This is a genomic window from Gilliamella sp. B2772 (assembly GCF_026536985.1).
GTDB classification, from domain to species: Bacteria; Pseudomonadota; Gammaproteobacteria; order Enterobacterales; family Orbaceae; genus Gilliamella; species Gilliamella apicola_E.
On the sequence record NZ_JAFNNB010000006.1, the window covers coordinates 20169 to 35237 of the forward strand.

At 36.4% G+C, this 15069-nt stretch carries 15 protein-coding genes; 10 read left to right on the forward strand and 5 right to left on the reverse strand.

Annotation, left to right across the window (positions count from 1 at the left end; genetic code table 11):
* Positions 1-95: 95 nt before the first annotated feature.
* The 6 genes from gshB to nifJ all read left to right on the forward strand — a co-directional run bounded on the left by gshB (position 96) and on the right by nifJ (position 7485).
* Positions 96-1052: a glutathione synthase gene (gene gshB, locus J3T98_RS10635; RefSeq protein ID WP_267358133.1), complete on the forward strand. Its 957-nt coding sequence runs from the start codon at positions 96-98 to the stop codon at positions 1050-1052.
* A 4-nt stretch (positions 1053-1056) separates the two neighbouring features.
* Positions 1057-1509, forward strand: a complete 453-nt coding sequence (locus tag J3T98_RS10640) for a GNAT family N-acetyltransferase (protein ID WP_065562645.1) — start codon at positions 1057-1059, stop codon at positions 1507-1509.
* Positions 1510-1529: 20 nt separating this feature from the next.
* The gene (locus tag J3T98_RS10645) at positions 1530-2087 is read left to right on the forward strand and encodes a YqgE/AlgH family protein (RefSeq protein WP_065562646.1); all 558 of its coding nucleotides are present in this window, start codon (positions 1530-1532) and stop codon (positions 2085-2087) included.
* Positions 2088-2090: 3 nt separating this feature from the next.
* Positions 2091-2510 carry a Holliday junction resolvase RuvX gene (gene ruvX, locus J3T98_RS10650; RefSeq protein WP_065562647.1) on the forward strand — a complete coding sequence of 140 codons (420 nt, stop codon included), beginning with the start codon at positions 2091-2093 and terminating at the stop codon, positions 2508-2510.
* Positions 2511-2600: 90 nt separating this feature from the next.
* Positions 2601-3638 (forward strand): phosphoribosylformylglycinamidine cyclo-ligase, encoded by a 1038-nt coding sequence (gene purM / locus J3T98_RS10655; protein WP_267330717.1) that lies wholly within the window; start codon positions 2601-2603, stop codon positions 3636-3638.
* Between the two features lie 310 nt (positions 3639-3948).
* A complete protein-coding gene (gene nifJ, locus J3T98_RS10660; protein ID WP_267362819.1) occupies positions 3949-7485 on the forward strand; it encodes a pyruvate:ferredoxin (flavodoxin) oxidoreductase in 3537 nt (1178 codons plus the stop codon).
* A gap of 123 nt (positions 7486-7608) precedes the next feature.
* Here the strand turns inward: nifJ and J3T98_RS10665 are convergent, their stop codons facing one another.
* The 4 genes from J3T98_RS10665 to zapB all read right to left on the reverse strand — a co-directional run bounded on the left by J3T98_RS10665 (position 7609) and on the right by zapB (position 11063).
* Positions 7609-8133, reverse strand: coding sequence for a C40 family peptidase (locus J3T98_RS10665; protein ID WP_081299493.1), 525 nt, complete (start codon positions 8131-8133; stop codon positions 7609-7611).
* Positions 8081-9439 carry a DUF3482 domain-containing protein gene (locus J3T98_RS10670; RefSeq protein WP_267362821.1) on the reverse strand — a complete coding sequence of 453 codons (1359 nt, stop codon included), beginning with the start codon at positions 9437-9439 and terminating at the stop codon, positions 8081-8083. Before J3T98_RS10670 ends, J3T98_RS10665 begins: the two co-directional genes overlap by 53 nt.
* A gap of 1 nt (position 9440) precedes the next feature.
* Complete coding sequence (locus J3T98_RS10675) at positions 9441-10742, reverse strand: DUF2868 domain-containing protein (RefSeq protein ID WP_267362823.1); 1302 nt, start codon at positions 10740-10742, stop codon at positions 9441-9443.
* A 75-nt stretch (positions 10743-10817) separates the two neighbouring features.
* The gene (gene zapB / locus J3T98_RS10680) at positions 10818-11063 is read right to left on the reverse strand and encodes a cell division protein ZapB (RefSeq protein WP_065562652.1); all 246 of its coding nucleotides are present in this window, start codon (positions 11061-11063) and stop codon (positions 10818-10820) included.
* Positions 11064-11163: 100 nt separating this feature from the next.
* Here zapB and tpiA point away from each other — a divergent pair, with 100 nt between their 5' ends.
* Entirely contained in the window at positions 11164-11928 is a 765-nt protein-coding gene (gene tpiA / locus J3T98_RS10685) for a triose-phosphate isomerase (RefSeq protein ID WP_065733946.1), read from the forward strand.
* 54 nt (positions 11929-11982) lie between these two features.
* Here tpiA and J3T98_RS10690 read toward each other — a convergent pair whose 3' ends face one another.
* Positions 11983-12210, reverse strand: coding sequence for a helix-turn-helix domain-containing protein (locus J3T98_RS10690; RefSeq protein ID WP_065562654.1), 228 nt, complete (start codon positions 12208-12210; stop codon positions 11983-11985).
* Between the two features lie 155 nt (positions 12211-12365).
* On the opposite strand from J3T98_RS10690, the gene J3T98_RS10695 reads away from it, so the two are divergent.
* From J3T98_RS10695 to hflD, 3 genes are all read left to right on the forward strand, one after another.
* Complete coding sequence (locus J3T98_RS10695) at positions 12366-13052, forward strand: LexA family transcriptional regulator (protein WP_220225934.1); 687 nt, start codon at positions 12366-12368, stop codon at positions 13050-13052.
* A 219-nt stretch (positions 13053-13271) separates the two neighbouring features.
* On the forward strand, positions 13272-14390 hold the full coding sequence (gene mnmA, locus J3T98_RS10700; RefSeq protein WP_267330713.1) for a tRNA 2-thiouridine(34) synthase MnmA: 1119 nt from the start codon (positions 13272-13274) through the stop codon (positions 14388-14390).
* Between the two features lies 1 nt (position 14391).
* Positions 14392-15042 carry a high frequency lysogenization protein HflD gene (gene hflD / locus J3T98_RS10705; protein ID WP_065733943.1) on the forward strand — a complete coding sequence of 217 codons (651 nt, stop codon included), beginning with the start codon at positions 14392-14394 and terminating at the stop codon, positions 15040-15042.
* Positions 15043-15069: the final 27 nt, after the last annotated feature.

The following is a 15069-nucleotide window of genomic DNA, read 5'->3' on the forward strand; positions in this document are numbered from 1 at the left end:
TTGTTTTCTTATAAGCAATATTAAATAGGTAGAAAAGCGTGCAAGTCATCAACAGCAAATTCAATGCAATCAGATAAAATCAGTAAGGAGTCAACATGATTAAACTTGGTATTGTTATGGACCCCATCAGCCATATCAAATTAAAAAAAGATACCAGCTTTGCTATGCTGCTTGAAGCACAAAAGCGAGGTTATCAACTCTATTATATGGAGATGAATGATCTGTTTTTACGTAATGGTGAAGCAAGTGCAACCACTCGTATACTAACAGTTCATAACAATAGTGAACATTGGTTTGATTTTGGTGACGAACAAACAATAGCATTAAGTGAACTCGATGTGATACTAATGCGTAAAGATCCGCCTTTTGATACCGAATTTATCTATGCGACTTATATTTTAGAACGCGCTGAAGATAAAGGCGTATTAGTGGTTAATAAGCCACAAAGCTTACGTGATTGTAATGAAAAATTATTTACTGCTTGGTTTGCTGATTTTACGCCGGAAACTTTAGTTACTCGCCAAACATCACAAATTAAGGCTTTCCACCAACAATTTCATGACATTATTTTAAAACCACTTGATGGTATGGGCGGTTCGTCAATTTTTAGAATCAAACAAGATGATCCCAATGTGTCTGTGATAATTGAAACACTTACCGAGCATAATACTCGTTACTGTATGGCGCAAAATTTTATCCCAGCAATAAAAGATGGTGATAAACGTATTTTAGTTGTCGATGGTGTTCCGGTTCCTTATTGTTTGGCGCGGATACCTCAAAAAGGTGAAACACGTGGAAACTTAGCCGCTGGCGGACATGGTGAAGTAAGAGCTTTAAGTGAAAGTGATTGGAAAATTGCCAACAGTATTGGACCAACATTAAAACAAAAAGGACTTTTATTTGTCGGACTTGATGTAATTGGGGATAAATTAACTGAAATTAACGTCACTAGTCCAACTTGTGTACGAGAAATTGAAACTGCCCATCCAGATTTATCAATCACGGGGCTTTTAATGGACGCGATTGAATCAAGATTAAATAAGAAGAGTTAAAAAAATGATTAGAGAATACCAACCAAAAGATTTAGAAGCGATTATGAAGATATGGCTACAAGGTAATGAACAAGCTCACAACTTTATTGATCTTGAATTTTTTAAACAGAACTACGATATAGTTAAAATGTTGATTCCAATGTCAACTATCTATGTCCAAGATCTTAATGGCGTAGTAGGTTTTATAGGTTTAACTGAGAATTATATTTCTGGACTCTTTGTTGAAGAAGGTTTTCGTCATCAAGGAACTGGAGCTGCGCTAGTTGAAAAAGCAAAACAGCGTCACAATGAATTATTGGTACATGTGTATAAACAAAATAGTGATGCGATTAACTTTTACTTATCGCAGGATTTTGAAATTATTGGTGAATCAATTAATGAAGAAACCAATCATCCAGAAGTATTAATGCGTTGTAATGTAGAACATAAAGTCAAAATTGGTAAATGTGCATTATAATTTAACAACAATGTGAGCGTATGAATTTAAAAAATCATTTTATTATTGCAATGCCAACACTACATGATTCAGTATTTAGTCGTTCTGTGGTGTATATCTGTGAACATAATCGTGATGGTGCAATGGGTATTATTTTGAATAAGCCTATTATAGATCTCAATGTTGAAACCGTATTGTCCCGTCTTGAAATCACTGCCTCAAAAAGTTGTGCTGAACTTGAGCATCCAGTATTTTGTGGTGGACCACTTGCCGAGGAGCAAGGTTTTATTTTACACACGCCTCATAAGGGGTTTGCATCAAGTATACAGATTTCTGATGATGTGATGATAACCACATCACTTGACGCATTGAAATCGATTGGCTCTCCAGAACAACCAAAAGATATCTTTCTAGCACTGGGTTACTCAAGTTGGCAATCATTACAACTTGAAAGTGAAGTAGCCAAAAATGACTGGTTAGTTACCGAAGCTGATCCACAAATTATTTTTGAAGTGGCTATTGAGGATCGTTGGAAAAAAGCGGCTGAATCATTGGGCATTAATATCAGTACTATTTCTCACCAAATGGGTAATGCATAGACAATGGCAACTATTATTGCATTTGATTTTGGTACTGCAAGTATTGGTGCAGCTATTGGTCAGGACATCACCAAAACCGCTAACCCACTTTGTTCATTTAAAGCTCGTGATGGCATACCTAATTGGCAAGCGATTGAAAAAGTACTTAATGAATGGAAACCCGATTATTTAGTGGTTGGACTACCATTAAATATGGATGGCACAGAACAACCTTTAACCGCTAGAGCTCGCAAATTTGCTAACCGTTTGCATGGTATGTTTGGTTATCAAGTACATCTACAAGATGAACGATTATCCACAGTTGAGGCTAAATCACACATTTTTGCTTCACGTGGTTATCGGGCGCTTGAAAAAGGTCATGTTGATGCAACTTCTGCCATTATTATTTTAGAGAGTTGGTTTGAGAACAATGAATCTCTTTAATTAATAAGTTATTTTATCAATAATTAGTCGCCAATAAATTTCATCCTTGCTAAAATATCAAACAATTTTTCTACTGTAAGGACTGCTCCCGTGTCAAATAACAAATCTCTTAGCTATAAAGATGCCGGTGTCGATATCGATGCAGGCAATGAACTGGTAAATCGCATTAAATCTGTTGTAAAAGAGACCAAACGTCCTGAAGTTATGGGTGGACTAGGTGGTTTTGGTGCATTATGTGCAATTCCGCAAAAATATAAGCAACCTATTTTAGTATCAGGTACTGATGGTGTGGGCACAAAATTACGTCTGGCAATGGATTTAAACCGCCATGAATCAATTGGTATTGATTTAGTTGCAATGTGCGTTAATGATTTGATTGTTCAAGGTGCGGAGCCGTTATTCTTCTTAGATTACTATGCAACAGGTAAACTTAATGTTGATGTTGCAGCAACAGTCGTTACAGGTATCGCTGAAGGTTGTAAACAATCAGGCTGCGCTTTAGTTGGCGGTGAAACAGCTGAAATGCCAGGAATGTATCACGGTGATGATTATGACTTAGCCGGCTTTTGTGTTGGCGTAGTTGAAAAAGCAGAAATGATTGATGGGAGTAAAGTACAAGATGGTGATGCTTTAATTGCTCTTGCATCCAGTGGCGCCCACTCTAATGGCTACTCTTTAGTTCGAAAAATAATCGAAGTGAGTGGTGTAAATCCAGCTACTGAACAATTAGATGGAAAACCATTAGCTGATCATCTACTTGCTCCAACCAAAATTTATGTCAAATCTGTTCTCGATTTGATTTCCAAAATCGACGTTCATGCAATTGCCCATATTACTGGTGGTGGCTTTTGGGAAAACATCCCTCGTGTTTTACCGGATAACACTCAAGCGATTATTGATGAATTAAGCTGGCAATGGCCGTCAATCTTCAATTGGTTACAACAAGCAGGTAATGTCAGTCGCCATGAAATGTATCGTACTTTCAACTGTGGCGTTGGTTTAATCATCGCTTTACCAAAACAGTTAGCTGACCAAGCCATCAATTTGCTTAATGAGCATGGTGAAAAAGCCTGGCTACTAGGTGAAATAAAAACATCATCATCAACTGAGCGTGTAATTATTAAATAATACTATTCGTTTATATTATCCAACTATTTGGATAATATAAACTTTTTATCTAATCAATGCTATTGATACTACTTATTGGTAAACTTTCAAAAAATCTTCAACTTAAATAACTTGTCAAGTTAGCTTAATCATCAACTTTTGCAATTCGATTTACCAATGATAATTCGCTTAGTCATGATTAAAAACAGATAGTCATAACGGAAAAATTTAACACAAAAATAACTAAAAGCTATCTTACTTTCTGGTACAATAGTCAAAAAAATATAATAACTAAGTAATGTCATAAAACGATAAAATACAAGGTTTTTTAATGATCATATCAGATGCTAATAGTGCGGTGTCATCTGTCGCATATCGTGCAAACGAAGTCATTGCTATTTATCCAATTACACCGAGTTCATCAATGGCTGAGCAAGCCAGCACATGGGCAGAATTTAATAAGCCCAACGTATTTGGTGATACCCCAAAAGTAGTTGAGATGCAATCCGAAGCTGGCGCAATCTCGACCGTGCATGGCGCATTAATGACTGGCGCACTAGCAACATCATTTACCTCATCACAAGGTTTACTATTAATGATTCCTTCGCTATACAAAATAGCGGGAGAATTAACACCATTTGTTTTACACGTTGCTGCTCGTACCGTTGCAACTCATGCATTATCTATTTTTGGTGACCATTCAGATGTCATGTCAATCAGGCAAACTGGTTTTGCCATGCTTTGTTCTAGCTCAGTACAAGAAGCTCAAGATTTAGCGTTAATTTCACAAATAGCAACACTCAATAGTCGTATACCATTTGTCCACTTTTTTGATGGATTTAGAACCTCACATGAGGTCAATAAAATTTACCCAATCAGTGATGAACAAATTCGTAACTTACTACCTAATCAAGCTATTGAAGCTTTTCGTGCTCGCGCATTAACACCAGATAAGCCGGTAATACGCGGAACATCAGCTAATCCTGATACCTACTTCCAATGTCGTGAAGCCATTAATCCCTATTATGAAAATGCTTACAACCATGTTGTTGATGCGATGCAGGCATTTGAAAAAGAGACAGGTAGAAAATACCAGCCTTTCGAATATTATGGCGCAGAAGATGCGCAACGTATTATTGTTATTATGGGGTCGGGGGTCAGTACCACCAAAGAAGTGGTTGATCATCTAATCAAAAATGATGAAAAAGTTGGCGTAGTCATCGTCAGATTATACCGCCCTTTTTCAGCAAAACATCTGCTTGATATTATTCCTCAAACCGTAAAAAAAATCGCGGTGATGGATCGCACCAAAGAACCAGGCGCTCAAGCAGAACCACTTTATTTAGATGTAATGACAGCATTTGCTGAAAGTTTTTCTCGCGGTGAACGTAGTTATTTACCACAAATTATTGGTGGTCGTTATGGTTTATCTTCGAAAGAGTTCGATCCTCGCTCGGTATTAGCTATTTTTAATGAATTAGCTATTGAGAAGCCAAAACCTCGATTTACTGTTGGTATTTACGATGACATAACTGGATTATCATTACCATTACCAGAACAATCTATACCACAAAAATCAGCACTTGAAGCATTATTTTATGGTTTGGGAAGTGATGGAACCGTATCTGCCACAAAAAATAATATTAAAATTATTGGTGATAACTCACCGTTTTATGTTCAAGGTTATTTTGTTTATGACTCGAAAAAGGCAGGCGGTTTAACCACCTCTCATCTTAGAGTCAACCTTGAGCCTATTGATTCACCGTATTTAATCACCAGTGCTCATTTTATTGGTTGTCATCAAGATCAGTTTATTGACAAGTATCAGATCGTTGAAAGATTGAAAGACGATGGAATCTTTTTGCTTAATACGCCTTATAGTAAGGATGAAGTCTGGCATAGATTACCCAAAGAAGTTCAAGTTCAATTAATTAAGAAAAGAGCGCACTTTTATATTATCAACGCGGCTAAAATTGCTCGAGAATGTAACTTAGGGGCAAGAATAAACACCGTAATGCAAGCCGCTTTCTTTCATTTATCTGAAATATTTAAAAATGATTTCAGTATCACTCAACTGAAAGAAGTTATAGCCAAAAGTTATAGCAGTAAAGGGCAAGATATTGTTGAAAATAACTGGAAAGCGCTTGATTTAGCCATCGCATCACTTGAACAAATTCCATTAAGTTGTGTTGATGAAAGTAGCCCATTGCGCCCATCAGTCGTACCAAGCAATGCGCCTGATTTTGTTAAAATGGTTACTGCAACAATGTTAGCCGGCTTAGGTGATACTTTACCCGTTTCGGCGTTCCCGCCCGATGGAACATGGCCAGTTGGCACCACTAAATGGGAAAAACGCAACATTGCGGAAGAAATTCCAATTTGGAAACCCGAACTTTGTACCCAATGTAACCATTGTGTAGTAGCTTGTCCTCATGCGGCTATTCGAGCCAAAGTGGTTAGTGAAATAGTTAATGCACCAGAATCGTTAAGCTCACTAGAAGTGAAAGCGCGAGATATGAAAGGTCAACGCTACGTATTACAAGTTGCGCCTGAAGATTGTACTGGATGTAATTTGTGTGTTGAAGTTTGTCCTTCACGTGACCGCAATAACTTTGATATCAAAGCTATCAATATGCAGTCGCGCATTGATAATCTTGAAACACAGCGGACTAATTACGAGTACTTTACTGCACTACCAGATCGTGAAATAAAAACCCTCGAACGTATAGATATACGCACATCGCAACTATTAACACCATTATTTGAATATTCTGGTGCATGTGCGGGTTGTGGTGAAACACCTTACATCAAATTATTAACGCAATTATATGGTGATCATCTCGCTATTGCTAATGCCACTGGTTGTTCATCAATTTATGGGGGTAACTTACCGTCAACACCATATACCACCGATCATAATGGTCGAGGACCAGCATGGGCAAATTCATTATTTGAAGATAATGCCGAATTCGCCCTTGGCTATCGAATTACCTATAACCAACATAAAAAACGAGCATTACGTTTGTTGGAACATGTTGCAGGCGAAATTTCACCAGAAATTGTAATCAATTTACAATCTCCGGATCTTTCAATTGATGAAAAACGTACGCAAGTCAATTTACTGCGTCAACAATTAGCTCATTTAACCTCATCGGAAGCTAAAGAGCTAATACAAGATGCTGACTACTTAATTGAAAAATCAGTATGGGCAATTGGTGGTGATGGTTGGGCATATGATATTGGGTTTGGTGGATTAGACCATGTAATGAGTCTCACTGAAAACGTAAATATCTTAGTTCTTGATACTCAATGCTACTCAAATACTGGTGGTCAACAATCGAAGGCTACACCAATGGGTGCTGTATCAAAATTTGCTGATTTAGGTAAAAATAAAGCCCGTAAAGATCTAGGTGTGAGTGTGATGATGTATGGTCACGTTTATGTTGCTCAAGTTGCCTTAGGCTCACAACTAAATCAAACCCTAAAAGCATTACAAGAAGCTGAAGCCTATAACGGCCCTTCTCTCGTTATTGCTTATAGTCCTTGTGAAGAACATGGTTATGATTTATCTAAATCTCATGAACAAATGAAAGATTTAGTAAAATCAGGTTTTTGGCCACTATACCGTTATGATCCTCGTCGTATGCAAGAAGGAAAACCGAGTCTAGTGCTAGACTCAAAAGCACCAAACAGTGAATCATTATCTGATGTGTTACTCAAAGAACAGCGATTCCGTCGTTTAGAAACACTTGAGCCAGTGATTGCTAATACCTTGCATGAGCAATCTGCAAAAATGGTTAATTCCAAATTTAAATTCTTGCAGATGCTAGCAACCTATTCCGATATAGAAACGCCAGCTGACAGCTAAATCTAAAAACGGATTAATTGGTTAAATTAATCCGTTTAATCTTATTAATGAAGATCCAATTTTTGGGAATAAAAAAAAACTCTCTAAATATAGAGAGTTTTTTATTATATTTATTAAACTTTTTTAACGACCAGTCACACGACGTGTCATCCAGTAATGTTTTTTCCAGTAATCTTCATTCAGGTTTGAATAGATAACACCTTTTGAAGTTGAAGCATGTAAGAATTTACCATCTGCATAATAAATACCAACATGTAATCCGCTACGACTACGTCCAGTTTTGAAGAAGACTAAATCACCCGCTTTAGGCGTGGTAACTTTATAACCTAATTTAGCTTGTTCAGCAGCACTTCTTGGAAGGGTCTTTTGTAATCTATTTTTGTAGAAGTTCATAACTAAACCAGAACAATCACTACCAGCTAAAGTAGTACCACCATAACGGTAAGGTGTTCTCTTCCATTTTGAGTAGTGCTGTTCAATTTTGGCTAACATCACAGGATCAGATTTAACTGATACTTGGCTATGACTGCTACTACAACCAAATAATACGAATAATGATAAAATTAGTGAGCTTACTAATAATCGCTTTTTAACGCTACCGCAGCTGCTGCGCAACTTCGTTAATAATCGATTGTCTTTTCTTGTCATTTCTTCTTGTTCCTTTATTCAACGTAGACCACTGCGAATAACGTCTTGCTACCTTTAAACTTTTAGGTAAAACGCCTTTTTGCCACTTATTCTCATCAAGTTTAGACAACTTAATTGGGCTAAGGTTCGCGTGGCTGCGAAAATTTAAACTCTCTTTAAGCTGAACTAATCGTAAAGAAAGAAAACAAATGATCACATCATCAACACTTAGTTTACTAAATCCAGAAAGCTGATAGCGCATTCTCGATCCATAATGCTTAGCAGTTTGCATTAAACTACCAACGGCTGCACCTATTAACGCAGCTGAACCAAATGATAATCCCCCAGTTGCTAAATCAATGCTAGCACCGATTGTAGCGCCCGACACAAAACCTTTGGTCAAGTGAACCCCCATCGTTTTTAATGCATCAAGATTAAACAAGTCTGCATTATAACGGCCTTTGATTAAAGGCAAATTCTCTTCACTCTCTTGAGTTGAATCGAATTGATAGAGCTTCAATAAATCATTAATTGCTTTCTGTTCACGTTTCCTGACTTTATTTTGCATGTCAGCGACAGCTTGCTTATCATCAGATTTTGCCATTTCATAAAAAGCAGTCACATCAACTAATGCTTCTGCAATGATTTGGTTAGCTGTACGATTACGTGATTCACGAGTTTCAGCAATATTAACTAGCCAATTATCCAATATTTTTTTTGCTGGTTCAACCAATAACGCCAAGCTATTGTACAATTTTTCTTCACCGTCTAAGGGTGGAAAAACAGCGTTGAACCCAATGATAGCATGAATACCCATTCTTGAAAGCAATCTTTTCCATTCCTTTTCATTCTGTTCCTCAGCAGAAATGAAGTTAAGTACAGCAAGAATCGGTTTATCACTATTGGTTAAGATAGCTAATTCATCGTGATATTTAGGTAGAACGGGCTCTCGCACGTCGATCACATAGATAGCAGCATCACAATTTAACACCTGTCGGATTACTTTTGCTTCTTGATTGAATAGGTTTTCAGCTTCTGGGCTTTGTAAAAAAATCGTTAATTTATCGACTCCATCAAGCTTACTATTTGGCGATACAAGTTGATTGATATAGTCATAAAGCGCCAAACTGTCTTCAAATCCGGGTGTATCATAAAAAGTAATGTCGGTGTTATCCGCTAGTGGAAGTTTGATTGACTCTACATGTCTCGTTGTCCCTGGCTTATCAGAAACATCACCAAAATGACTATCTCTTATTAATGCACGCAAAAGTGAAGTTTTACCAAAATTTGCATGTCCAACTATCGCTAATTTCAATGAAGTTATCATATTAATTATCCTGATCTAACCAGCTAGGATTAGCTAACGGTAAAGATAACGATTGCCAATTATGTAATTGTTTACCTTGATTAATAAACCATATTCGACTTTGCTGTGATTTATTCATTAATTGTTGAACAAAATTTAATACCCCACGATCTGGTGCTCGATCAGTATCGATTGCAATTAACACTTTATACGCTGGTTTTAATTGCAAAAGATCTAATATTGCATTTCGCTGCTCACGAGTATTTAAAAATCCGTAAAAATGCCCGTCATGCGGTGGATTCCAACTCTCATCTACATCCACAGCCACTAAATAGACACCACTTCCTTCTTCAATCTGTGAGATTGGTAGTTGCCATTTAGGTTCGCCTAACTTATCTTCATCCACCATTTGGGTTAAAAGTGGCTGTAATTGTTGGGATAGGATTTGAAAGTCAGGATCATCCAAATTTAATTTAATTTTTCGGCTACTCACAATCCAAGCGATGCCACAAAAAGTCATTAATAGAAATCGAACGGCTAATCCATAACAGATAAAAACACCTAATAGCCAAATCGCCCAAGAAGAACGAATGTCACCTTCACTTAAAGCGTGTTCACTAAGCTTAATCACATCATCATTTGGAATCGGAAAACCAAACAAAGATGGAACATAACCTAAATAATGAGTTAACTTAATAATGGTATCAGAACTTAATAAAGTAGTTTTCCACTCAAAACTGTAGTGCTGAGTTGAAAATAGCATCAATAAAACGAATAAAGCACTACATAAAATAACGACCCAAAAAAGATTTAGAACAAAACCAAGCAACCAACGGATTGAAGAACCAAATAAAGTGATAAAAGCCGGTACAAGCTGTTGCACAGTCTTTTTTTGATAAAGCTTTTGGGCTATCCACAACCAACAATGGATTAATAAACTACCACCAAAGCGAGAAAAGAAAAAAAATGAACCAATCCAAATAATGAACGTAATAAAATGAACACCTAATAAACACAATAGCGCCCAATACAAATTGATTGGATTTTGACTCAAAGCGCTAAATGTTAATGAACCACCTAAAAAAATCGAAATTAACAGTAATAAACAGAAAGAAATTTTAATAGAACGTAAAATAACCTTTTGCGCAGAATATAAACCATTTTGTTTAGACAGTATCGTTGCACGTGTAATGATACGGTTAACCAAAGAGGTTGGCATAACTTTAACTTGTCGATTAATATCTTGATCAGCAAATCGACCTGATTCGGATTCTATTAAATGAATGGTTTGAGTAAGCCATAAAGATTTTAGCTGTTCGCGCATTTAAATATCATCTTCACATTAATTAGTCGTCATAAAAGAAACGCGACCTAAGTCGCGTTAAAAAAATTGAATCATTTACTGGGTTATTTCACCAATTTTGCTTAAAAGGGTTTGAATACGTTGTTGCCAAACTTGTTGATCTTGTTTTAACTTCTCATTTTCGTCACGTAATGCTTTCATCTCATCTGAACTATCATTAATTAATTGTTCAAGTTCATGATTGCCTTGCTTTAATCTCGAAATCTCTTCTTTCAAGGTATTAATAGTGTTTACAGTGTTTTGAATTTTAGTTTCTAATTGATTCAATATTTCTAATGACATATTTTTCCTCAAGCTCAATTTATTTGGTGTATAATAAGGAGTATTATAACGAATTCATTCTGAAATCAACACCTTTTTAAATCTTAAGTTGGAGAAAATTATGCGAAAACCACTCGTAATGGGTAACTGGAAACTCAATGGAAGTATCGAAATGGCTAAAGACTTAGTTGCAGGACTAAGAGCTGAGCTATCAACTGAAGCAAACTGCGATATTGCAATTGCACCACCGACTGTGTACTTAGATTTCGTTAAACATCAATTAGGTGGCTCAACTATTCTTTTAGGCGCACAAGATGTTGGTGTTCATCTTTCAGGTGCTTATACTGGTGAAGTCTCAGCCACTATGTTAAAAGAAATCGGTGTGACTCACGTGATCATTGGTCACTCTGAACGTCGTACTTATCATAAAGAATCAGATGAATTTATCGCTCAAAAATTCGGCGTATTAAAAGAAGCTGGACTCGTTCCTGTACTATGTATTGGTGAAACAGAAGCTGAAAACGAAGCAGGTCAAACTCAAGCAGTATGTGCTCGTCAAATTGATGCAGTAATTAATGCATTAGGTGTTCAAGCATTTAATGGTGCAGTAATTGCTTATGAACCAGTTTGGGCAATTGGGACTGGAAAATCTGCAACTCCAGCTCAAGCGCAAGCAGTACATAAATTTATTCGTGACCACATTGCAAAACAAGATGCCGCTGTCGCTAAACAAGTTATAATTCAATACGGTGGTTCTGTAAATGACAAAAATGCAGCAGAACTATTCACTCAACCAGATATTGATGGTGCATTAGTTGGTGGAGCTTCATTAAAAGCAGATGCTTTTGCAGCGATTGTTAGAGCAGCAGAACAAGCTAAAAAATAAGAATTAAAATAAAAAAGACGCCTATAGAAGGCGTCTTCTTTTAAACTTTGTAACTTATTTTTTAACCTTATTTTCATACCTAGATGGCCAAATTTTTTCAACAGGCACTTGCAAATATTCAGAGATAATACGTTCATATTTTGGACAATGACGATATAAAGCATTACGTAAAGTATCAGCCTGTAAACCACTTGAACGTGAAAGCGCCCTTAAATTTCCGCCTCGAATTTTAATTTCACCTACAACTCTTGATGGTGTCCAGTCTTGATCTTGTTCTCTCATTATGAGATCCTCTATTGGTTAAATTTTTTGCTATTGTAAAGATTATCGGTGTTACGATTCTAGAACGATAAAAAGTTACCGGCAAAGAATAGCACATAAAAAAACGAATTAAAATAATAAAAACAAAAAAAACACCGAAAATGGAATGAAATATAATGGAAACTAAAGAAAAAAAACAAAAAACCAAAGAAAAAACACGAACACTTAACGATACTTGTATTGAAACTTTTAAAAACCGATTAACTCTCCTATTAGAAGGTCGCTCAGGCAATGCATTTGCCAGAAGTGTTGGTATGTCCGAAGCCGTAATCCGTGATTACTTAAGTGGAAAAACCTATCCATCACTCAGTCGGTTGGCTACTATCGCAGATAAATGCGATGTGTCAATTGAATGGTTAGCAACAGGTAAAGGTGAATGTCGATTACTACCTGAAACGCTAAGCCGAGGTACAGTGAATGTTCCGTTTCTTAATAAGAACGAAACCATTAACGCATTCACAATTTTAGATACGATCCCATTTGATCTCACTTTAACTAAACATCAAGGTTGTGAAGCAGATGATCTTGCTGCTGTGTGGGCTAAAGGTGATTGTATGGAACCAACTATATCCAATCATGATATAGTCATTATTAATACAGCAAATAATAAACCAGTTGATGGTTTCCTCTATACTGTACAATATGACGATCAAATTACTATTAAACGAATTCAAAATCAAGGTTCAAATCTGTTATTGATTTCAGACAACCCAAAATACCCGACTATTACGAAAGCGAAAAATGAGCAAAAAGATTTTAAAATAATTGGTCATGTAATCTATTTATTGAAAAATCTCAATTAATATTGCCATAGCGCTTTTTTTTATTTTTACTCCATTGATGCAAATCAATGGAGTTTTTTATCACTCGATATTACATTTTTTTCTGCGAACAACATTGTAATAAAAATGTCATTAATAAAATTAAGCAATCTAATCACATTCCACATAGCATAACCTTATACATTTAGCCTTAATTATGCTAAAATCACCACAAAATTTTTGCCCATTAATTTAGTTATTATGCCAAATGTAAACACTCGAAAAAAAGTCGTTGTCGGCATGTCTGGCGGCGTAGATTCTTCCGTTTCTGCTTATTTATTACAACAACAAGGCTATGATGTTGTTGGTCTATTTATGAAAAATTGGGAAGAAGATGACACAGAAGAATATTGCTCTGCAGCTATCGACCTCGCTGATGCACAAGCAGTCTGTGACAAATTAAATATTAAACTCCATACCATCAACTTTGCTGCAGAATATTGGGACAATGTCTTTGAACATTTTTTATCTGAATACAAAGCAGGCCGTACGCCGAATCCAGATATTTTATGTAACAAAGAGATCAAATTTAAAGCATTTCTCGAATATGCAGCAGAAGATTTAAATGCCGATTATATTGCGACAGGTCATTATGTCCGTAAACGCGAAAATGGCGACAAAGTGGAATTACTCCGTGGAATCGACAACAACAAAGATCAGAGTTATTTTTTATATACGCTTAGTGAAGACCAAATTCGTCAAAGTTTATTTCCTGTTGGCGAACTTGAAAAACCACAAGTAAGAAAGATAGCAGAGCAACTTGGCTTAGCAACCGCAGCCAAAAAAGACTCAACAGGTATCTGTTTTATCGGAGAACGAAAATTTAGTGACTTCTTAGCACGTTATTTACCTGCACAATCAGGTGTTATTCGAACCGTAAATGGTGAAGTTATTGGTCAACACCAAGGATTAATGTACCACACATTAGGTCAACGCAAAGGGCTTGGCATTGGTGGTCTAAAACAAGCCGACGACACTCCATGGTACGTAGTTGATAAAGATATTAAAAATAACGAATTAATTGTTGCTCAAGGTCATGACCATCCAGCACTATTTTCAAATGGTTTAATTGCCCAACAACTGCACTGGGTTGATCGTAAAATTGTTACCCAACCATTTCATTGCACAGTTAAAACGCGCTATCGTCAACAAGATATCTCTTGTTGTGTTACACCACTTGGTGAAGATAAAATTGAAGTCATGTTTGACAAACCTGTTGCAGCTGTCACACCAGGACAATCAGCAGTGTTTTATCAAAATGAAGTTTGCCTTGGCGGTGGAATTATCGAGGAACGAATTATAAGCAGTAAGGAGCATTAAAGTGAACAATAAATACCATCATATTGCAATAGCTCTTGCCGGCGCGACACAAAGCGCAACACTTATCCCTCAGCTTGCTAATACTGGGGTTTGTAATACGACAATTTATCAAGTATCGATAAAAAGCATATTCAACACATCACCAAAAACCACCGATGATGTTTATGATGGTATAAACAATATCAAAACAGGGTTAGAAACACTGATTACCCTACTCTCCTCTAATCAAAAACAGCATGTTGAACTGATTCGTTACCTTTTTGGCACCTTAAGTATTACCAGCAAACTATTAAAAAATAATGAAGCGTTAGATAAAATAGATCAACGTTTACAACGAATATCAGGCCTGTATCCTGAAATGAATAATGAAACAATCGACAATCATATTGACGACCTATCTTATTCATTAGCTGGAATCTATTCTGATATCATCAGCCCGTTAGCAACAAAAATCAAAGTGGTAGGTAAAGCTGAATATCTACAAAATTCATTAGTTCAAGCCAAAGTCAGATCTTCACTATTGAGTTGTGTTCGCTCGGCCATTTTATGGTATCAAGTTGGAGGAAGTCGCTTCCAATTCCTATTAAGTCGCAAACGAATAGCTAATGCAGCGCAAGAGTTATTAAAAGAAATTAATCAACAAAGTTATTAAATTAAAAAATAGCAACGGAGTAAAACC